Below are 19,171 nucleotides of genomic sequence, written 5' to 3'. Positions count from 1 at the left end.
CGCGCTCGACGAGGACCGGCCGCTGTTCGCCTTCGCCGGGATCTGGCGACCGTGGACGGGCGTGCGCGGCCCGAAGCGCGACGAGCCCGTCGAGGAGGAACACCGGCTCTACGCCTTCCTCACGACGGAGGCGAACGGCGTCGTCGGGCCGGTGCATCCGAAGGCGATGCCGGCGCTGCTGACCACGCCGGAGGAGTGGCGCACGTGGCTGGAGGCGCCGGTGGAGGAGGCATTGCAGCTTCAGCGGCCGCTGCCGGACGAGGCCATGCGCGAGGTCGCCCGCGGCAAGCGGAGCGATGGGACTTAGGCCCCGGATCGACGGTGCGTGATGCGCTTACTGCGCGTCGTCGGTGCCAACCATTCGCATGGTGGCGCCAAGCCGACCCCGATCGAGCCCCTTCGCGACGTAGCGCTCATCCACCCGGGCAACCCGCATCGGCGCCGGAGCACGCCCGACGACGTTCAGATTGCTCCGCACAGCCCGCTCGAGCTGAGATCGCACCGCGCCGTCGGCCAGGATCGCAAGGCCGCCCACGGTCGCGACAGCGAGGACGCTGCGGGTGATGATCGAGGTCAACGTGAGCATGTGAAGCACCTAAAGGATGCCTCACGGTAACCGAAGGGCTCCGCTGTGGCTGCTACAGCCACGCCACAGCCAGCACAAAAAGCGAACGGGCCCTACGCGAGAGGGAGCGTGTTCGTGAACTTCAGTAGGCGCGTGACCGAGGCGGCGGGGGCGGGCCGTCATCGTCGTCGTCATCCGGCGGAGGCGGCCCCCGCCGACGCGGCGGAGGCAGCGGCCTGTCGTCATCGAAGTCCGGCGGGGGCGGTCGGTAGCGGTGTGGCGGCGGCCCGTCGTAATCCTCATCCTATGGAGGCGGAGGGCGCCGATCGTCGTAGGGTTGAGCCGAGGCGCCGGCCGCCGCGAGGACGAACAGAGCAGCGCCGGTGAGACGTGCGCGCATGAACTCTCCATGGAGCGAGACCGCGCGAGCGGTGGCCCAGCTTTCTCTTCGACCTGCCAGTTTCGGCTAGGGGGTCGCTCCTTGGCGTGCCGCCGCGATCAGCCGGTCTCCGTCCTCGCGCAGCAGCAGGCGATCCGAGACGAGAGCATCGACCGACTTCGCGACGGCCGCGACGTAGGCGTCCGGCTCGGCGTAGCGCTCCTCCAGGGACGGGCGGGGGTCGCCGGCGGCCGTCCGTTCGGCCCGTGTGCGTGCGAAGGGGATCTCGCTGCCCTCACGATCACACAGGGCGCCGGCCGGGAACGGGTCGGCATACAGGTTCCAGCCGGTGAAGGTCGCGCGGGGGGCTGCGACGGCGGGTAGGCGGATGCCCGCCACGTCGTTGCCGTCCGCGTCGACCCGCGGCACCAGCGGGCGGTACTGCGGCCCGGTCTCGGGGCGGGGATCGACGTAGGTGCCGAACCGCGCGATCGCGTTCGGCGTCGTCGGGACCGGGATGCCGACCAGGAACGGAAAGCCGATCTCGGCGGCGTCCACCAGCGTGCCGTCCGACAACCGCGGGACACGGCTGTCCGGCGGGGCCTTGCCCGCGGTCACCCATTCCTCGAGCGCGACCAGCAGCGCCCGCAGGGCCGGCGCCGGGTTCAGGGTGCTGCGCAGGTTCGCGCACGCCCCCTTGGTCGAGGTCAGACCGGCGCGCCCGTAGTGAAAGCCGCTGGAGACCAGGAAGGCGCGCGACGTCCCGGGCAGCGCCACGTCGGTCCGGCCGAGCGGATCCGTCGTGAGCATCGAGGCGCCCTTCTGCCAGTACTCGGTCCCGGTGTTCACCTCGATCAGGAGCGGATCGAAGCCGTCGCCGCGCAGCAGCGCGCCGGTTCGGCCAGTGACCGGATCGTGCTGCCGTGCGGTCGAGAACGGAAAGGCGTTCTCGGGATAGAGGTGATCCTCGTGCTGCGTGTTGGTGCGGGAGGGCTGCCCGAACCGGGCGTTGAGGAAGATGCCGCCGACGCCCGCGATGTGCGAGAGCATGCCGTCGAAGACGCGGCGGCCGGCTTCGTCGCGGTTGAAGCCCTGGTAGACGAAGTCGCGCAGGTAGCGCCCGCTCTGCGAGATGCCGAGAGCGACGGCATGGCGGATGGTGCCGCCGGCCGGGTTCGCGCCGTCGGCGGCGCCACCGCGCAGATAAGCCACCACGTCCCGCGTCGCGGCGAAGCCGATGCCGAGCACCTTCGGTTCGGTGGCCGGGTAGGTGAACTCGTAGAGCGATCCCGGCAGGGGCTTGGTACCCTTGGGCAGCAACTCCAGCTGTCGCGGCGTGGCGTAGTGCCAGGCTTCGGCCGGGACCGGGCGAGGCGGATCGCCCTCGCGCCGGCGAACGGTGAGCTGCGCGTCGGCCTTGTCCGGGCCGGCGGTCTTGAAGGTGAGGTAGAACGGGGCCTCGGGCGGCCCGCGCGTCGCGCTGACGAGCTCGTCGCGCACCGTCTCGACGATCGGCGTGCCGTTGCGGCCGGCGACCGGAACGTCGATGGCCATGCCGCCCTGCTGGCGCAGCGCGTCCGCCTCCCAGCCCGACCAGACGACCGTGTCGCCGCGGCGCAGGACGAGGCCGGTGCCGGCGTCGGTGGCGGTGCGCGGATCGTTGACGGCCTGGGCCGCCTGGGCCGGCGCGTCGAGCACCCAGTTGAACAGGAACTTGCGGCCGCGGTTCAGCACCTCGAACAGCAGCGTGCCGCTGCCGCGGGCCGGATCCTTCGGGCGCAGCATGAACAGGTCGGTCTGGTACGCGACCATGCCGCGCGCGTTGCGGGGCGCGAGCGCGATGTCGACGATGCCGGCATTGGCCGGGTCCGCCGGGTCCAGCTCGCCGCGCGCCGTGCCGATGACGCGCTCGTAGGCGCCGGCCGCACCGAACGCGACCCCGTCGGCGAAAGGCTCGACCGTCGTGATATCGATGCCCACGATGCGGGATTGCGCAGGCGCGACGCCCAGGGCGCAGCCGAGCACGGCGATGATGACGCCACTGGTTCGCATGGTCACTCCCGAGGTCCGGCTCTACGAAGGCCGGTACCATCAGCAATCACATGGAGGCGTGAGCGTCGAGAGGGATGGCTCCGCGACAGATGTCGCCCCCGCCGACCTGTCAGGTGCGGTATCGTCCTCGGGCTTGGGGCGACGACGGTCCGCAACGCGCCATCGCACCCCGCAAACCACGATGAGCGGGCGTTCCGGGCATCTGACGGCTACGGCTCGGCCGCGCTGCCGACGGGACTGAAGTCGCCCCGGCGCTTCCGGACGGCCTGCGACGCGTCGAGATGCGAGAGCGGACGCCGAACCTCCACCGCGTGGTCGTCGTCGAGCGGGCCCGGGACGATCTCGATCGTCGCGTCCGGGAACGCTGCCAGGATGGCTGCAAGGATGGCTGCTGAATTGTCTCCAGGCGCTCCGATCGATCGGCTGGGGGCTCCGCAAGGGCTCGCTCGATAATCCGGATCATGCCGCACGATGGTACGGCCGGCGGGGTGGAGGCGCGGGCCGGGCGGCACAACGCGGCGTTCGGCCCTGCCGTACCCGCCTCGTCGATCGCCATTCACGCGCGCCACGCGACATGCAGGCGCTCAGTCGCCTCGTCCCTTGCTCTCGACCCGCAGCCAGCTGTGCCAGGCGCAGCCTTGGACCCCCTTCGGGAAGAACGCCCCCCGCTGCAGGTTGCCGTGCTCGCGCCGGATCCGGCCGACGCGGTAGCGATCCGCATCGCGGGCGATGAGGTCGCAGTCGCTGTCGGGCTGCGTGCGGGAGCCGATGAGGCTACTCACGCCAGCCTCGCGTACCCCTCTCGGCCGCGAGCATCCCGAGGAAGCCCGACTCGATCGAGTAGAGCGGGACAAAGCCGTGGCGGCGGGTGCTGCAATCTGAGGGCGCGTCGGGCGATGACGATCGTCACACGCTGCAGGGCGTGCGAGGTCTCGACGCAGTATTCAGACGCTCAACCAGAAGATGGAAAGCGACCTGCAAATCGAGTACGCCGATGCTCGCCCTACTCCCTGAACAGCGCTTCATTGGATCTCAGGGCGAGTAGACCTGCGGCCCGCCTCCCTCGCGAGAGGCGATCTCCTCGAGGAAAAGAAGCAGCGTCATGAGCGTTGTTCGGCATTCTTCGTTCTCGACCGATGACTTGCCTGAGCGCGATCGCTTCGACGCGTGGCGGACCTTGTTCAGCGCTCACGATCTGGATGCGGACCCGCACGGCTTCTCTGCTCGCATCGACACCACACAGATCGGTCCGGTCCTGCTGCACGTCATGAACGCCTCGCCTCAAAGGACAGGCCGCACGCGATCTAAGATCAGGCAGGATGGCCAGGAGCGGTTCACCCTGCTGCTGAGCCAGCACACCTACGCGATCGAGTCGGATCACGGCACCCAAAAAGTTCCGCCCGGCGCTTTCACGCTCAACGACCTGTCGCAGCCTTATCGACGCAGCCGAGTTCGCGAAACAAACTCACTAATCGTGAGCCTCGCGCGCGACAGCGTCGCTCGCCTGCTTCCTAACGAAGAAACGCTGCATGGGGCGATCCTCGCTGGTCCAACGGCCTGCCTGCTTGCTGAACATCTCCGCGGCTTGGTCGCGCATCGGCACACGATAGGGACGGACCAGGCGCTCGACATTGCGCAGGCCACGCTCCACTTGCTTGCAGCCATAGCCCGGCCCGACCGGGATCGGCAGGCGATGGCAAGTGCCCCGGCAAGCATGACCCGATTGTCCGCCTCGAAACGGTACATCCGCAGCAACCTTGCCAAGGCGCTGACGGTCGAGCAGATCGCATCGGCTGTCGGTTTGTCTCGGACCCGATTGTACCACCTGTTCGAACCTGAAGGCGGGGTAGCCCGCTATCTGATGCAGCAACGTCTCGCTGCCGTGAGGGCGGCTTTGGATGATCCGCATGAGGGCCGAAATATCGGCGTGATCAGTGAAGCCTACGGGTTCGGTAATTTCAGCCACTTCAGCCGAACCTTCCGGGAGGCTTACGGCCAGAGCCCTCGGGACTACCGCGCGTCACGCAAAACATCTGGAGAGCTAGAATTCCCTAGTTCACCGGCTGCAGCAACATGGATGCGAGCGCTCGGCTAAGTCGCTCGCGGGGCCGTCGGCCGCGCCAGCAGGATCGCGGTTCGCACCATGCCGCGCCGAAAATTCCCGGATGCGCCGGGCTCGGCGACCGCCTTCCGCGATGGCTCATGGTCCTTTACCGCGGCGGCCGGGTCCACCGTGTGCCCGCTCGCGAACCGGAACAGGCTGACGGTCGGGTCGCGCATGGGGTGATCGTCGTGGCAGGCGGGAGCGGACGCTACCAAGGCGATGTCGGTGCGGGGGCCGCCGAAAATAACCCTTCCGCCTCAATGACCCCCCTCCCCCCAGGTGCGGGGCAAACAGTCTCGATGATAAAGAGTTGTTTGAGACCGGCTCGGGGAGCCATCACCTTTCCAAAACCTTGGTCTCGTTCATCGCTTCGCCCGGCGCTCCGCATCGAGCCCGGAGGTGCGGGGACAGGTCCGCGCGACCGGACCGGCGGCCGCGCCATCGCGCACAGCGGCGGGAACGGCTCCATGTCCTCGAAAGCCAGCCCGCGCGCTCCGATCGGCCAGCGCGATCCTGGCCGCCCCGGGCCGCCGATGGCGGCGATGCCGGTGGGTGCGTTGCCGATCGCGAAAACCGGCTGAGGGAGCGCCTGTGCGATCTCCGGGGTGGCCGGCTCGTCGTCGCGTGCCCGCCGTGCAACCGGCGCGGCACCTACGACCTGGCGCGCCTCCGGCAGCGGTTCGGCGACCACGCCGACCTCTACGACGTGTATCTGCGTCTCACCCGGACGTGCGGCCGCCGGCAGGCGGTCGGCCCCCGGGAGCCGGCCCGGTCCGGCCGGACGTGTCGCGCCATGATCGGCGTCGAGGGCGGCGACGGGCGCACGGGGTTGCCGTCCCGCACGTGACCTTTCGACGGCGATCGCGGGTCGGCCGCGGCGAGGCGGCAGAGCGGGTGAGGTCGCAACGGCCTCGAGCCGCCGAGCCTTCGGACGGGATCGGCAAGTTCGCCGCCCGAGCATGGAGGCCGCCCGACGACATGGACGGGGGCGGCGCTCCGAATGACCCCTGCGTCGCCGACCGCCTCCTGCTGGCGACGATCCTGCGCTGGGTCGACGCCCGGGGTGATCGCGGCGGCTATGCCCGCCGTTCCGGCATCGCGGCGGCCGACAGACGAGGGCGACTTCGAGCCGGCGGGGCATCGGTGGTCCTATGACGCGTGACGCGCCGGCCGGTGCCGCATCGTCGCGCCGACGATCCGGCGTTCGTGCTCGGTTCGGGCGCCAGACCCGAGCCTGTTGCTCTCCGGGTGACGCTCAGGGCGCCCGGCGCGCGAGCCAAGCGGTTCCAAGACCGAGCGCCAACGCGCCGACGGCCCACGCGATCAGGAGGTAATTGTGCGGGTCCATCACCGGAACCCCTTCAGGAGGCTGCGTGCCGCCGAATATGGGCCGGTGCCGACCGCCAGGCAAACGCGGGACGTCTCCCCTGTGCCGACGGCGACGGACGGATCGACCGGGCCCGGCGGCCTCCGGGCGAACACGGGTGCGAGACCTCCCACGGCGAGGACCGCCACCGCGACGCCGTTCAGGCCGAGGGAGTGTCAGGCCGCCAGGGCGAGGACGGCGGTTTCCCCGCCGGTCGGGGCGACGGTGTCCTTGGCTCCGAACAGGAGTTGATAGATCGCGGCAGGGGTGCGGGCGTGACCATTGCCGTCGACGATCCGGACGTCGGCCAGGCCCGAGGCCTGCAGCGATAGGCCTTGCTCCAGAGCGTCCAGCATCGAGTTGTAGTGATGCGAAAACCGTTGTGCCGATATGCGAGCGGTGACGGTGAAGTTCACGGACGCCAATCCTGACTGTCGAACTCGGCCGGCGGCCGCATGGCCGTGATCCGAGTCATCGTGATGAAGAGGAAGAGGATCGCTGGACAGGGCCGGCGCGGCTTTGGATTCGCCTCGTCGCCCGACGGCCTCCGTATCGTTGCAGATAGAGGCGGTTCGTTGACGAAAACTTAGCCCAGTATGGCAGGGACGTGTCTTTTGCGATGGGGATGCTGTCGTGACCCGGAAACCGCTGCTCGATCAGGTCGACGCCATTCAGATGGCGCGCACGTATTGCCGTCTTGTGAAAGCCGATCCCGACGCGGTCGTCGCGGGCGACTTCGTCGACGCGACCGGCCAGCGGCGCCGCGTCAGCAAAGCCCGTTGGCGCTGGTATCGGGACATCGCCGAAGCGCCGGCTCCGAAGCCGCCGGAGACCGGCGCGTCGGGAGAGGCTGCCGAGGCCTGAGCTTGGCCGGAAAAGCGCCGAAGGACGCGGTTCTCACAGGTCGGTTCGGGTTTTCACGGATCGCGGCTCGGCGGACGGGCGCAGCTATTTCCTCGCTGCCATCAGGTCGTGCGTCAGGACGGTCAACTTCCCGATCAGGCCGGTGATGTCGGCCCCCTTGCACGACCACTGCGTGCCGACCGCCTCGCCATCTGCGGACACGGACACGACGGCGACCGATCGCAGCTTGCCTTCGCGAGCCAGGACGAGCTGGTCCTGCAGCACGGCGATGATCGAGGCGGTGTCCGCGTCCGCGACCGCGGCAGAGATCCGGGCGGGAAAGGGCACGACGGCGCCTGCGTTTGCCTGTTCGTTCGTGCTCATCGCGACCTCGCCTTGCCTCGCTGGATGCGCAGAGATTTGGGTGATCGCTTGGGACAGAGTGTGGCAGCTTGTCCGTGTCGGCGAACGTCGATGCCGAGTGTGGCTGCCAGAGCACGGTGCGGCTGCGGGAGCACCAACCATCCGGTCGGCCCCGCGCGACGCTTCGCCCGGCCTCGTCTCGCACATCGGCGCCGATCCGCCTTCCCGATCGCCCGATGCCGGCCGATCGGCACGACGGGCGGCCTGCTCCCCGTCGATATCGGCCACCATGTCGGGATCGCCGTCATGCAGGCCGCGATCCGCGTGCGCGACGACCGCGTTTCCCGCGCGTCCCCATTCCATGCCGAAAGATCCGCATGACCATGACCGATCCGACGCCGGCCAGCCTGCGCGACGCGATGGCCTGCACCCTCTACGAGCACGACAGTGCGGAGATCGCCGGTGCGCCGCCCTGGATCGGCGATCGTCTGGACCGCGAGCATCCCGGGCTGCGCGCGCGCTATCTCGGGCGCGCCGATGCCCTCTTGAGCGGCCCCATCGCCGGGTTGCTCGCCCTGTTGGCGCGCCAGGGCGAGGAACGCCGGATGGTCGAGGAGGAGGTGAACGTCCTGCGCCGCCAGCGCATGGGGCCGGAGCGCGAGCGCGAACTGCTGGAAGCCAACAACCGGATGCTCGAGCGCGCCCGGGCCTCCGCGGCCGCCCAGGCCGCTGCGGAGGCGGCCCTGCCCCTGATGCAGCGCGAGCGCGACGTCGCGCGGGAAGCGGAGACCTTCTGGCAGCAATTCGCCTTCGACGCGGACGATCTGGCCACCCAGCGCCTGGTGAAGCTCACCGCGGAGCGGAACGCAGCCGAGCGCATGGCCATTCTCGAGCGCGCCCAGCGTGAACGGGTCGAGACCGCCCTGCGGCTGTTCGCGGATCGCGCCGACACGATGCCGAAGGAGGGCTGGGTCTCGGATCTGGCTGGGATGAACCGCGACATGCCGCTGTGGTGGTTCCATGCCGCGCGCGTCGCCCTGGAGCGGGCGGAGCCGAAAGCGGCGGACGATCATCCGCGGTGACGCAGGCCCCCGGCTGGGATCGGGTCGATGGCCGGGACCCGCGCCCTCTCCGTTGATGACGATCGCTCGGGTCGGCCGCTGCGAGGGTCGTCATGCGTGAAGCCGCCGGCACGCCGGGGTGCGGAACCTCCGCGAGGGTCCGGACGCCAGGTGCCGGAAACTCGATCCCCCATCTGGAGGATGACGGCCGGTCCTGACTCGTTCACGCAGGAGGCCCGAGATCACCTTGGCCCGGCCGGAGACTTCCGCGCCGGGCCTTTTTGCGCCCCCCGCCGTGCTCTCCCGGCCCCCGGTCGGAGCACGGGCGACGGCCGGAGCGTCAGCGGATTCCGCGGGGGACCGGGCCGTCGCGCCTCGCGGACGCACCGTCCATCCCCGCGGCAAGGCCCTGGCGGCAAGGCCCTGGCGGCAAGGCCCTCGCGGCGAGGCGGGAACGGACGCGGCGCCGGGCCCGGTCCCGGCACGCCGCGTCAGCGTCTCAGGTCGGCGGTCCGCTTCCGGGCCGACGGGGCGGCGTTCCGGTTCTGCGCCTCGTCCATCACGTCGCCGATCTTGTCGCCGACCGCGATCACGATCGCCGTCGAGGCGGCGCCCTCGGCGGTCTCGGAATGGAAGCGGCCGAGGGTGTCGGTGAGGCGCTGCTCGATGGTGCTCAGCACCGTCCGCGCGGCCGCGGCGTTTGCGGTCATCATCACGCCGGCGAGGTCGCAATAGGCCTCGCGCAGCAGGTGGAACGCCAACCTGTCGACGGCCTGCGCGTCCTCCGGGCTCAGATCCTTCATGGGGTATCCCGTCGGCCTGCCGGCGGCGCAGGCATCGCTTCAAACGCAGGGCTTCGCTGCGAACAGCCCATCGCTTCGAACAGGGCATCGCCTCGTACGCGGCCACGGTCTCGAACGGACGACCTTCGATCGGCCGCCCGATGCCGCCCGGCAACCGGTACGCCTGTGCGGCTAGGAAGGGAATGCGCTGGCTCCCCCGTCGCGGAATTCCGCCGCGAGGGCGTCGGAGGCCAGGTTCTTGGACTTCGCCTCGATCTCGAAATCCGCCCATTCCATGTGGCGCCCGACCAGGGCGTTCAGGGCCCTGTTCCACATCATGTCCGAGTGGGCGGCGAGGTCGCGCCAGGAATGCCCGGCCTCGGTCAGCGCGGCGAAGTCGGGCAGCGCGTCGCGGTCGTGCTCCGGCAGCACCGTCTCGCGCGAGACGCTGACATGGGCGAGCGGCCGCACCCCGCGCCAGGACGCGCGCACGCGCTCGACCCGCGGATCCTCCGGCGCGATGTACTCGCCGCGGCTCTCGACCCAGTGATGATGCAGGTCGAGCACCACCGGCACGCTGTCGGCGAGCGCCAGCACCGCGTCGAGCCCGAAGGCGTTCTCGTCGTTCTCGACGGTGATGAGGTCGCGCGCCGTCTGCGACAGGCGCGGCAGGGCGGCGCGGAAGCCGTCGGTGCCGGGGTCGCGGGCGCCGACATGGATGTTGATGTGGGCCCCGTGCGGGTGCCAGCCGCCGCCGTAGCCCAGCAGCGCCATCAGCTCGGCGTGATACTCGAACTCGGCGATGCCGTTCTCGGACGCCGCCGGGTTGCGCGAGGCGATCACGCAGAACGGGCCGGGATGGAAGCTGAGGCGTATGCCGGCCGCACGCGCCGCCGCGCCGCAGCGGGCGAGGCCTGCCTCCACGAGGCGGCGCATCTCGGGCTCGGCGTAGATGTCGCGCGCCACGGGATGGGTGTAGCCCGGCAGGACGTTGCTCGCCATGCGCAGCAGGCGCGCGATCGGCGGCCGCCCGGCGACCCAGGCGATCTGGCGCTCCAGCGCCCCGAGGTTGTGGCGGACCAGATTCTCGATCTTCGCGCGCCGCGCCGCCGGAGCCAGCGCCGTCAGCGAGGCCATGGTCGCGTTGGTGAGGTTCATCTGAAGCGCCGCCTCCCGGGCGGCCTTCAGGGTCTTGAAGCCCTCCGGCGGCGGCGTGAGCACGAACTTGCAGCAGAATCCGAGGCGGGGCGCATCATCGATCATGGGTCGAGAACGCCGTGCGCCCGGTTTCGTCCCACGCCGTCGACGCGCGGCCGCCGCAGGGAGGGTCGATGCCGCAGGCTCCTGGCCGGGGAAGACGGAGCCGTTTCGCGCGGTCCGGCGTTCCCTGCACGGTTCGTCGACCCGAACAGGTCCGCGACCCGCCACATCCTCTCAGCTGGAAGCCATGATGCGCGTCGCCCCGCTCGCCTTCGTCCTCGCCCTCGCGGCCGTCCCGGCTCTCGCCGCGCCCACGTCCACGCGCGGCAACGCGGACCTGAAGAAGTACTGCACCGGGGACGCGCTGAAGCTCTGCGGCGACATCGATCCGGACGATCCGGCGATGGATGCGTGCTTCAAGAAGAACCGCGGCGCGCTGACGGAGAACTGCCGCCGGGCGATCGACGCCTACGCGGGCTCCGGCGGCAAGTAAGGGCAGGTCCGGTCGAGTTCGGGCACGCCGAGCCGGGCTGCCCCGGGACCCGTGAGGGCGCCCCGTCGCGGGTGTCCGGCGGCCGGGGTGCGGGTCCTGCGTCATCCGGCCGTCACGGTGTCCGCCTAAGCGGGCGCCCTCGCCGCGCCGACGGCATCGTGTCCCGAAACCATGCCCGAGCATCTCTGCCTCGACCCGCACGACCCGTATGCGCAGCGCGAGGTCCGGGTCGCGTTCGAGCGCGTCGGATCGGGCTTCCGCCTGATCGCGGCGATCGACGACAGCGACGACGACATCCTGCCCGACCTGATCGACGCGCAGCGCGATGACCTGCTCCGCGAGATCTCCCAGGCGGACCCGCGCGCCGCCGACCGCGTCCCCCCGCCCGACACCCGGCCGTCGGCGTCGTGCTGAGGCTCGGCCGCCTCGACGATGCGGACGAGCTCGCGGCGTCGCCGCTCGGGTTGCGCGGGCGCACGAGCCGGATGCCGGCCTACATCGCCGCGAGCGTCCTTCTCGTCCTCGTCTCGGACCTGCTGATCCAGTTGCTCCTGGCCTGACCGACGCGCGGAAGCCCGCCGGCGGCCGTCGCGGCGGGCGGTCCCCGGCACCCCCGCAGCGAAAGTCGTCCGCACGCGAGGTGCTCTTTCGCCAAACCGGGATTCCCTTCGGGCCAAAGCCCACTAAGGTCGCGCGAGCCGCGAGCGCGCTGGCCGACCCGAGCCGTGCGGCGACGGCCGCGACCCGCCTCGCGCGAATGTCCCCGTCACCGGTCGCGCCATGGTCCATACCGGCTACAATCCCGCCCTCGTCGCCCTGTCCCTGGCGATCGCGGTGTTCGCCTCCTACACCGCCCTCGACCTCGCCGGGCGGATGCGCGGCGCCGCCCGCGGTCCGCGCTGGGCCTGGGTCGCCGGGGCCGCCCTGGCGATGGGCGGCGGCATCTGGTCGATGCACTTCGTCGGCATGCTCGCCTTCGAGATGGGCATGCCGGCCGCCTACGATCTCACGCTCACCCTCGCCTCCCTGCTGATCGCGGTCGGCGCCACCGGCGCGGCCTTCGTCCTGATCAGCCGTCCGGGTGCGGGCCCGCGCGAGGTCCTCGTCGGCGGTCCGCTGATGGGGGTCGGCGTCGCGGGCATGCACTATACCGGCATGGCGGCGATGCGGGTGCCCGGCAATCTCGCCTACAGCTGGCCCGTGGTCGCGCTCTCGGTGGCGATCGCCGTCACCGCCGCGACGGCCGCCTTGTGGCTGACCTTGCGCCGGCACGGCGTCTGGCAGAAGCTGTCCGCCGCATTCGTGATGGGCCTCGCGGTCGCCGGGATGCACTACACCGGGATGGCGGCGGCGACGTTCACGGCGGAGGCCGCCGGCGCCCACGCCGCCCATGCCGGCGGCGTCGGCGCGGGCCAGCAGAACCTCGCCCTCTCGGTCGGCGGCGCGACCTTCCTGATCCTGTTCCTCGCCATGCTGGCCTCGTCCGTCGACCAGCAGCGGGTCCAGCGTGATCTGCAGGCCAGCGAAGCGCGGTTCCGCGCCGCCGTCCAGGCGGTGCGCGGCGTGCTCTGGACCAACGACGCCGCCGGCCGGATGGTCGGCGAGCAGCCCGGCTGGGCGGCGCTGACGGGCCAGGCGCCCGAGGCCTATGCCGGCTTCGGCTGGGCGAGCGCCGTGCACCCCGACGACGTGCAGCCGAGCATCGCGGCCTGGAACGCGACGGTGGCCGCGCGCCGGCCCTTCGTGCACGAGCACCGGGTCCGCGCCCGCGACGGCAACTGGCGTCACTTCGCGATCCGCGCCGTGCCGGTCCTCGACGACCGCGGCGCGATCACCGAGTGGGTCGGCGTGCACACCGACATCACCGAGCAGCGCGAGGCCGAAGGCGAGCTGCGGGAATCGAACGAGGAGCTCCAGCGCTACGCCTACATCGTCAGCCACGACCTGCGCTCGCCGCTGGTCAACGTCATGGGCTTCACCTCCGAGCTGGAGGAGGCCCGCCCCGAGATCCGCCGGGCGCTGGGGGACCACCCGGAGGCCGAGCGGATCGACGCCGATCTCGGCGAGGCGCTGGGCTTCATCCGGGCCGCCGTGACCCGGATGGAGGGGCTGATCGCCGCCATCCTGAAGCTCTCGCGCGAGGGGCGGCGCAGCTTCGCGCCCGAACCCCTCGACCTGACGCGCCTCCTGCGGTCGCTCGTCGACGCGCAGCGCCACCAGATCGAGACCGCCGGCGCGACGGTGGAGGTCGCCCCCGACCTGCCGACCATCGTCGCGGACCGGCTGGCGGTCGAGCAGGTCCTCGGCAACCTGATCGACAACGCGGTGAAGTACCTCGACCCGGCCCGGCCCGGGCGGATCACGATCACCGCACGGTCGGTGGGCGGCAACCGCGTGCGCATCGCCGTCGCCGACAACGGCCGCGGCATCGCCCCGCGCGACCACGCCCGCGTGTTCGAGCTGTTCCGCCGCTCCGGGGTCCAGGACCGGCCGGGCGAGGGGATCGGGCTCGCGCACGTCAAGGCGCTGGTGCGGTCGCTCGGCGGACGCATCGACCTCGCCTCGGCGCTGGGCGCGGGCACCACCTTCGAGGTGACGCTGCCGCGCGAGGCCGCTACAGGTCGTGAGGCACACGGCGCCCCGACGACGCTGGCCGCGGAATGACCCTGGAGGCCGCCATGAACGCCGTCAGCATCGTGATGATCGAGGACGACGACGGCCACGCCCGGCTGATCGAGCGGAACATCCGCCGCGCCGGCGTGAACAACGAGATCATCCCCTTCCGCGACGGCACCTCGGCCCTGGCCTTCCTGCTCGGGCCGGACGGCTCGGGCGAGGCCAGCGCCCGGCGCCACCTGCTGATCCTGCTCGACCTCAACCTGCCGGACATGACCGGGATCGACATCCTGGAGAAGGTGAAGGCCAACCCGCACACCAAGCGCTCGCCGGTCGTGGTCCTGACCACCACCGACGACAGCCGCGAGGTGCAGCGCTGCTACGATCTCGGCGCCAACGTCTACATCACCAAGCCGGTCAACTACGAAGGCTTCGCGAACGCCATCCGCCAGCTCGGCCTGTTCTTCTCGGTGATCCAGGTGCCCGAGAATCCATGACCGGCCCTCCCCCCGCCGCGGCCGACCCGGCCGGCACGGCCCGCATCCTCTACATCGACGACGACCCCGGGCTCGCGCGCCTGGTCCAGCGCGCGCTCGGCGCGCGCGGCTACGTGGTCGAGCTCGCCGCCAGCGGCGATGCCGGGCTGGAGCGGCTGGCGCGGGGCGGGATCGACGTCGTCGCCCTCGACCACCACATGCCCGGGCAGACCGGGCTCGACGTGCTTCCGGCGATCCGCGCCCTGCCCGACGCGCCGCCGGTGGTCTACGTCACCGGCTCCGAGGACAGCCGGGTCGCCGTCGCCGCGCTGAAGGCCGGCGCGGTCGACTACGTCTGGAAGGACGTGCAGGGCCAGTTCCGCGAGCTGCTCGGCGGCGCTGTCGACACCGCCCTGCGCCAGGAGGCCCTGCGCCGCGACAAGGAGCGCGCCGAGGCGGAGGTCCGCGCGGCGCGCGACCACGCCGTGATGCTGCTGCGCGAGGTCAACCACCGGGTCGCCAACTCCCTCGCCCTGGTGGCGGCGCTGACGCACATGCAGACCAGCGCCGTCTCGGACCCGGCCGCGAAGGCGGCGCTCGAGGAGATGCAGGCGCGGATCTCGGCCATCGCCGGCATCCACCGCCGCCTCTACACCTCCGACGACGTCGAGGCGGTCGAGCTCGACGCCTATCTCGCCAGCCTCGTCGAGGAGCTGCAGGCGGCGATGCGGGCCTCGGGGCGCGATCACGCCATCCGGCTGAGCGCCGACCCGGTGCGGCTGGCCACCGACAAGGCGGTCTCCGTCGGGGTGGTCGTGACCGAGCTGGTGACCAACGCCTACAAGTACGCCTACCCGGTGAATGCGGCCGGCGAGATCCGGGTCGAGCTCCGGCGCCGAGCCGAGGACACCCTCGAGCTCGCCGTCGAGGATGACGGGATCGGCTGGACGGGCGAGGGACGGCCGCGTGGCACGGGCCTCGGCTCGCGCATCATCCGGGCGATGGCGACGAACCTGCGCTCGGGCCTGTGCTACGTGCCCGACCGCATCGGCACCCGGGCCGTGCTGTCGTTCCGGGCCTGACGGCCCCGTTTTCGCGCGGATCGGATCCTCTAGGCGGCCGGGGTCGGGACGGCATCGGCGCGGACGGGGGGCGCCGCCGCCGGCCCCGTCCGGGTGGCGAGCCACAGGACGTTCCGCGGCCCCTCCCCGCTGGCACGCGAGCGCACCCGGACCTCCTCGACGGAGAAGCCCGAGCGGGCGAGCCGCGCCTTGAACTTGCGGTCCGGCCGGCCGGACCAGACGCCTAGGATGCCGCCCGGGCGCAGGGCGTAATGGGCGCGCTTCAGGCCCCAGCCGTCGTACAGGCGGTTGTTCTCGCCCCGGACCATGCCCTCGGGGCCGTTGTCGACGTCGAGCAGGATCGCGTCGAACGCCGCCGGGCCGGACTGGATCAGGCGGTTCACGTCCGCCTCGTGCAGGGCCAGCCGGGGATCGTCGAGGCTGCCGTCGAACAGGTGCGCCAGGGGCCCGCGCGCCCACGCCACCACTGCGGGCACGAGCTCTGCGACGACGATCTCCGCCTCCGGCCCGAAGGCGCCGAGCGCCGCGCGCAGGGTGAAGCCCATGCCGAGGCCGCCGATCAGCACGCGCGCCTTCGGCCGGTCCCGAAGCCGCGCCGCGACGAGGGTCGCCAGCGCCCGCTCGGATTCGCAGTGCCGGTCGCGCATCAGGTCCTGGTTGCCGACCGTGATCGCGAAGGCGTCGCCCTGCCGCATCAGGCGCAGGGTGGTCTTCTCGCCGGGCACGAGACCGGTGTCGACATGGACCCAAGACGTCACGGATGTCCTCCCGCCGTCCGGCGGCGTGGCTGCAGGAACGCCCCTGTACCAGCGGTTCGAGGGCGCCGCGAGGGGCGTGATCCAGGGCCTCGCGCCGCGCGCGCGCCGCGTCAGGCGCCGGCCGCGAGCGCGGCCCGTCCGCGGGCCTTCGGGCGCTCGATCCGGGTGGCGCGCGCGATGCGGCGCAGGCCGAACGACGCCAGCAGGCCGGCGGCGACCAGGAACGGGCTCGCGACGATCAGAGCTGCCACGACCTCGGAGCCGATCAGCGCCGCGAGCGCCTTCACCATCGCGTCGAGGAAGACGAAGAACGCCGCGACGAGCAGCACGAGGATCGTTCCCAGGAGCGCGAACAGGCCGATCAGCGCCCGGAGGTTGCCGTCGATCTCGGTCCGCGCAAGGTCGAGGGTCCGCCCGACCAGGCGCCCGCTCTCGCGCAGGATCCCGAGGGTCAGCGCGAAGGTGCTCTCGGGGGTGCGATCCTGCATCGAGCGGTGCCGTCGTCCAGAAGGGGGCCGGGAGCGGTGCACCAGTTCGGCGCGGCTACCAACCCCGGATGCGACCGGGCGTTCCCGGATGGCGGCGGCCGCCGGTCAGCGCGGCGTGATCGGCGGCGCGAGCGCGCGCTCGCACGCGTCCCGGATCAGCAGCCCCGCGATCCGTCCCGCATCCCAGACGCCCATCAGGACGGCGTGGATCGCACCGGCGGCCAGGAGGAACGCGGCAACCGCGCAGAGGGGAAGGCTCAGGAGGAGCCCGATCACCAGGCGGGCCGCGACGCGCTCGGCGAGGCGGCGTTCGAGCCGCGCCCCCGGGGCGAGGTCGAGCAGGCGTTCGTAGAGCATGGGAAGCCCGCACGATCGAGAATGGGCGGAACTCGGCACGACGGCGACGCAGGCACGCTGTGCCGGTTCAACATCGGCACAGGCCCGGCGTTGCATCGGACGATGCGAAAAACCCCGGGGCGCGGCGTCAGCGCATCCCGCTGCTGGTGAAGACCTGCGCCGCCGGCGCGATCACGACGAGGCTCCCGCACGGGGCCTGCCGCGACAGCACCGCGCTCGCCACGCCCCAGACGAACACGCCGCGCCGGTCCTGCCCCACCACGGGGCCGCCGGAATCGCCGAAGCAGACGCGGCCGCCGTTCACGCGGGCGATCGTCAGCCCGGTGCTCGACGCGGCGACGGGCGTCAGGATCGCGGTGCGCAGCCGGCCGACCACCCGGCCCGACACGCCGGTCCCGGCGACCCGCAGGCTCCTCGGCACCCGGCTCGGGTCGGTGGCGAGCGGCACCGGCACGCGGTCGCGCACCGGCTCGGCGAGGCGCAGCACGGCGAGGTCGAGCGAGAGGCTGTTCAGGTCGACGTCGACGACGTTCGAGGTCATCTGACCGGGATCCGGGCTGTAGCGCGCGATCACCCGGGCGGTGCGGACCGGCTTCACCGGCTCGCTGCCGCGGAAGAACACCACGAGCGAGCCGAGCGGATCGCCGTTGACGCAATGGGCCGCCGTGAGGATCAGGTCGGGTGCGATCAGGACGCCGGTGCAGCGCGAGAGGTGCAGGCCGTCCTCGGGCGCGGTCACGGTCCCGAGCCCGACGGTGGCCTGCGCGAGCGCATCGCCCGACCGGCCCGCGGCACCGCCCTCGAGCGCCGCGGCCGGCGCGCTCCCCGAAGCGAGCGCGAGAAGCGGAACGACGAGACGTGAGGCAAGGTGACGCAGGGCGGGGCGAATGCCCGCTCGGGACGGGATCGAAATTCGGGACACGCGGGCCTCGGGGGTGTGGAACACGCCGTCCAGAGATCATCCGGGCGCGCCGGAGGGCAATCGGGCGCGAGGACGCGGGGTCCGCCGCGCCGCCCTGCGGCTCTCAGGAGTCGCGGCGCGTATCGTCCTTCGCCTCGAGGTCCTTGAGCATGGCGATCACCGAGCGCCGAAGGTCCGGATCGCCGATCGATTGGAACAGGCGCAGCAACTCGGCGGGGTCCGCGTCGGAGCCCGGCGCGCCGGAACGCGGCGAGAGGAAGAACGCCGTGTCGACACGAAGGAGCTCCGCGATCTTCCCCAGCAGGATCCGCGCCCGTTCGGATCGGTCCGATCCGTTGTTCCGGCCGTCGTCCACGTCGGACTCCTCACGTCATGCGCCTCGTTATACAACCTAGAATAAACTTTCAATCCCCTATAAACAGGGCAGGATGGTGTCTGTCCAGCCGCATGGTGGGATGGCGACCCAGTTCGCGTACGGAAGACGACGGCCGGCTCCGTCGGACGGCTCCTGCGAAACGGCTGCGTAACACATGATCACGAAGGCGATCGACGTCACCTACGGCCTGTTCCAGGCGTTCGACCGGGCCGGCTCCGTCGGCGATCTGAATCGCACGCTGCTGTCCGCCGTGTCCAAGCTCGGCGTGGAGAGCACGTTCGCCGGCATCATCCCGATGCCCGGCACCAGCCGGCGCGACCAGGCGGCCCACGTCCTGCTCGACAGCACGCCGGCCGGCTGGACCGACCGCTACTTCAAGGCCGGCCACCTGTTCCGCGACCCGACCATCCAGCGCCTGACCACGGACCTGACCGCGTTCCGGTGGTCCGACATCGAGCCGGAATACCGCGCCGACGCGGCCGCCCGGCGGGTGATGGAGGAGGCCGGCGACTTCCGCCTGCGCCAGGGCTTCACGGTGCCGCTGATCACCCTCGACGGGCGCGTCGCGGGGTTCAGCTTCGGGGCCGAGCGGTTCGATCCCTCGCCGGAGCTGCGCGGCATGCTGCAGCTCGTGGCGAGCTACGCCTTCGGCCGCTCGATCGTGCTGAGCGAAGGGCCGCCGCGGCCGGAGGTCCGGCTGACGCCGCGCGAGCGCGAGGCCCTGCAATGGGCCGCCGACGGCAAGACCGAGTGGGAGATCGGCGAGCTGATGTCGATCTCCGAGCACGGCGCCGAGAAGCACCTGCGCTCGATCCGGACCAAGCTCGGGACCGCGAGCCGGACGCACGCCGTCGCGGAAGGATTCCGGCGCGGGTTCCTCAAGTAGGC

The 19,171-nt window shown here is 71.5% G+C and carries 24 protein-coding genes; 11 read left to right on the top strand and 13 right to left on the bottom strand.

Annotated elements, in window-relative coordinates:
- Positions 1–307: SOS response-associated peptidase family protein (locus MKK70_RS16230; protein ID WP_243948873.1), on the top strand; the 307-nt coding region annotated here is incomplete at its 5' end.
- Positions 308–334: 27 nt separating this feature from the next.
- Here the strand turns inward: MKK70_RS16230 and MKK70_RS16225 are convergent.
- From MKK70_RS16225 to MKK70_RS16215, 3 genes are all read right to left on the bottom strand, one after another.
- Positions 335–586 carry a hypothetical protein gene (locus MKK70_RS16225; protein WP_147727295.1) on the bottom strand — a complete coding sequence of 84 codons (252 nt, stop codon included), beginning with the start codon at positions 584–586 and terminating at the stop codon, positions 335–337.
- 445 nt (positions 587–1,031) lie between these two features.
- The gene (locus tag MKK70_RS16220) at positions 1,032–2,996 is read right to left on the bottom strand and encodes an alpha/beta hydrolase domain-containing protein (RefSeq protein WP_243948870.1); all 1,965 of its coding nucleotides are present in this window, start codon (positions 2,994–2,996) and stop codon (positions 1,032–1,034) included.
- A gap of 584 nt (positions 2,997–3,580) precedes the next feature.
- Positions 3,581–3,778, bottom strand: coding sequence for a hypothetical protein (locus MKK70_RS16215; RefSeq protein WP_147727292.1), 198 nt, complete (start codon positions 3,776–3,778; stop codon positions 3,581–3,583).
- A gap of 320 nt (positions 3,779–4,098) precedes the next feature.
- Here MKK70_RS16215 and MKK70_RS16210 point away from each other — a divergent pair, with 320 nt between their 5' ends.
- Entirely contained in the window at positions 4,099–5,091 is a 993-nt protein-coding gene (locus MKK70_RS16210) for a helix-turn-helix domain-containing protein (protein WP_243948869.1), read from the top strand.
- Here MKK70_RS16210 and MKK70_RS16205 read toward each other — a convergent pair.
- A complete protein-coding gene (locus MKK70_RS16205; RefSeq protein ID WP_243948867.1) occupies positions 5,088–5,276 on the bottom strand; it encodes a hypothetical protein in 189 nt (62 codons plus the stop codon). The two genes, MKK70_RS16210 and MKK70_RS16205, sit on opposite strands and share 4 nt — an antisense overlap.
- A gap of 1,366 nt (positions 5,277–6,642) precedes the next feature.
- On the bottom strand, positions 6,643–6,882 hold the full coding sequence (locus MKK70_RS16200) for a hypothetical protein (protein ID WP_147727290.1): 240 nt from the start codon (positions 6,880–6,882) through the stop codon (positions 6,643–6,645).
- 217 nt (positions 6,883–7,099) lie between these two features.
- Here MKK70_RS16200 and MKK70_RS16195 point away from each other — a divergent pair, with 217 nt between their 5' ends.
- Positions 7,100–7,330 (top strand): hypothetical protein, encoded by a 231-nt coding sequence (locus MKK70_RS16195; RefSeq protein WP_147727289.1) that lies wholly within the window; start codon positions 7,100–7,102, stop codon positions 7,328–7,330.
- A gap of 84 nt (positions 7,331–7,414) precedes the next feature.
- On the opposite strand, the gene MKK70_RS16190 is transcribed toward MKK70_RS16195, so the two are convergent.
- Positions 7,415–7,693 carry a hypothetical protein gene (locus MKK70_RS16190; protein WP_243948880.1) on the bottom strand — a complete coding sequence of 93 codons (279 nt, stop codon included), beginning with the start codon at positions 7,691–7,693 and terminating at the stop codon, positions 7,415–7,417.
- Positions 7,694–8,049: 356 nt separating this feature from the next.
- Between MKK70_RS16190 and MKK70_RS16185 the strand changes: the two genes are divergently transcribed.
- The gene (locus tag MKK70_RS16185) at positions 8,050–8,754 is read left to right on the top strand and encodes a hypothetical protein (RefSeq protein ID WP_243948865.1); all 705 of its coding nucleotides are present in this window, start codon (positions 8,050–8,052) and stop codon (positions 8,752–8,754) included.
- 470 nt (positions 8,755–9,224) lie between these two features.
- Here MKK70_RS16185 and MKK70_RS16180 read toward each other — a convergent pair whose 3' ends face one another.
- Positions 9,225–9,536: a hypothetical protein gene (locus MKK70_RS16180; RefSeq protein WP_147727288.1), complete on the bottom strand. Its 312-nt coding sequence runs from the start codon at positions 9,534–9,536 to the stop codon at positions 9,225–9,227.
- Positions 9,537–9,707: 171 nt separating this feature from the next.
- Positions 9,708–10,778 carry a UV damage endonuclease UvsE gene (locus tag MKK70_RS16175; RefSeq protein WP_243948863.1) on the bottom strand — a complete coding sequence of 357 codons (1,071 nt, stop codon included), beginning with the start codon at positions 10,776–10,778 and terminating at the stop codon, positions 9,708–9,710.
- Between the two features lie 184 nt (positions 10,779–10,962).
- Here MKK70_RS16175 and MKK70_RS16170 point away from each other — a divergent pair, with 184 nt between their 5' ends.
- From MKK70_RS16170 to MKK70_RS16145, 6 genes are all read left to right on the top strand, one after another.
- The gene (locus MKK70_RS16170) at positions 10,963–11,208 is read left to right on the top strand and encodes a 3',5'-cyclic-nucleotide phosphodiesterase (protein WP_147729921.1); all 246 of its coding nucleotides are present in this window, start codon (positions 10,963–10,965) and stop codon (positions 11,206–11,208) included.
- 171 nt (positions 11,209–11,379) lie between these two features.
- Positions 11,380–11,622: a hypothetical protein gene (locus MKK70_RS16165; protein ID WP_243933118.1), complete on the top strand. Its 243-nt coding sequence runs from the start codon at positions 11,380–11,382 to the stop codon at positions 11,620–11,622.
- Complete coding sequence (locus MKK70_RS16160; protein WP_187274723.1) at positions 11,616–11,768, top strand: hypothetical protein; 153 nt, start codon at positions 11,616–11,618, stop codon at positions 11,766–11,768. Before MKK70_RS16165 ends, MKK70_RS16160 begins: the two co-directional genes overlap by 7 nt.
- Positions 11,769–11,988: 220 nt before the next feature.
- A complete protein-coding gene (locus MKK70_RS16155; RefSeq protein WP_243935904.1) occupies positions 11,989–13,872 on the top strand; it encodes an MHYT domain-containing protein in 1,884 nt (627 codons plus the stop codon).
- 14 nt (positions 13,873–13,886) lie between these two features.
- A complete protein-coding gene (locus MKK70_RS16150) occupies positions 13,887–14,321 on the top strand; it encodes a response regulator (RefSeq protein WP_147728927.1) in 435 nt (144 codons plus the stop codon).
- Positions 14,318–15,382, top strand: a complete 1,065-nt coding sequence (locus tag MKK70_RS16145; RefSeq protein ID WP_147728928.1) for a sensor histidine kinase — start codon at positions 14,318–14,320, stop codon at positions 15,380–15,382. Before MKK70_RS16150 ends, MKK70_RS16145 begins: the two co-directional genes overlap by 4 nt.
- 29 nt (positions 15,383–15,411) lie before the next feature.
- Here the strand turns inward: MKK70_RS16145 and MKK70_RS16140 are convergent, their stop codons facing one another.
- The 5 genes from MKK70_RS16140 to MKK70_RS16120 form a co-directional block, all read right to left on the bottom strand.
- Positions 15,412–16,140: a spermidine synthase gene (locus MKK70_RS16140; RefSeq protein WP_243935906.1), complete on the bottom strand. Its 729-nt coding sequence runs from the start codon at positions 16,138–16,140 to the stop codon at positions 15,412–15,414.
- Between the two features lie 110 nt (positions 16,141–16,250).
- Positions 16,251–16,628, bottom strand: a complete 378-nt coding sequence (locus tag MKK70_RS16135) for a phage holin family protein (protein ID WP_243933123.1) — start codon at positions 16,626–16,628, stop codon at positions 16,251–16,253.
- Positions 16,629–16,733: 105 nt separating this feature from the next.
- Positions 16,734–16,985 (bottom strand): hypothetical protein, encoded by a 252-nt coding sequence (locus MKK70_RS16130; protein ID WP_147728751.1) that lies wholly within the window; start codon positions 16,983–16,985, stop codon positions 16,734–16,736.
- 127 nt (positions 16,986–17,112) lie between these two features.
- Positions 17,113–17,907: a trypsin-like serine protease gene (locus MKK70_RS16125; RefSeq protein WP_243948861.1), complete on the bottom strand. Its 795-nt coding sequence runs from the start codon at positions 17,905–17,907 to the stop codon at positions 17,113–17,115.
- A 103-nt stretch (positions 17,908–18,010) separates the two neighbouring features.
- The gene (locus tag MKK70_RS16120) at positions 18,011–18,262 is read right to left on the bottom strand and encodes a hypothetical protein (protein WP_147728750.1); all 252 of its coding nucleotides are present in this window, start codon (positions 18,260–18,262) and stop codon (positions 18,011–18,013) included.
- Between the two features lie 175 nt (positions 18,263–18,437).
- Here MKK70_RS16120 and MKK70_RS16115 point away from each other — a divergent pair, with 175 nt between their 5' ends.
- On the top strand, positions 18,438–19,169 hold the full coding sequence (locus MKK70_RS16115; protein ID WP_147728749.1) for a LuxR family transcriptional regulator: 732 nt from the start codon (positions 18,438–18,440) through the stop codon (positions 19,167–19,169).
- Positions 19,170–19,171: the final 2 nt, after the last annotated feature.

It is taken from the genome of Methylobacterium sp. E-041 (genome assembly GCF_022829665.1).
Taxonomy (GTDB): domain Bacteria; phylum Pseudomonadota; class Alphaproteobacteria; order Rhizobiales; family Beijerinckiaceae; genus Methylobacterium.
The sequence above is the reverse complement of the archived record's forward strand: the minus strand, read 5'-3'. Positions and strand labels throughout refer to the sequence as shown.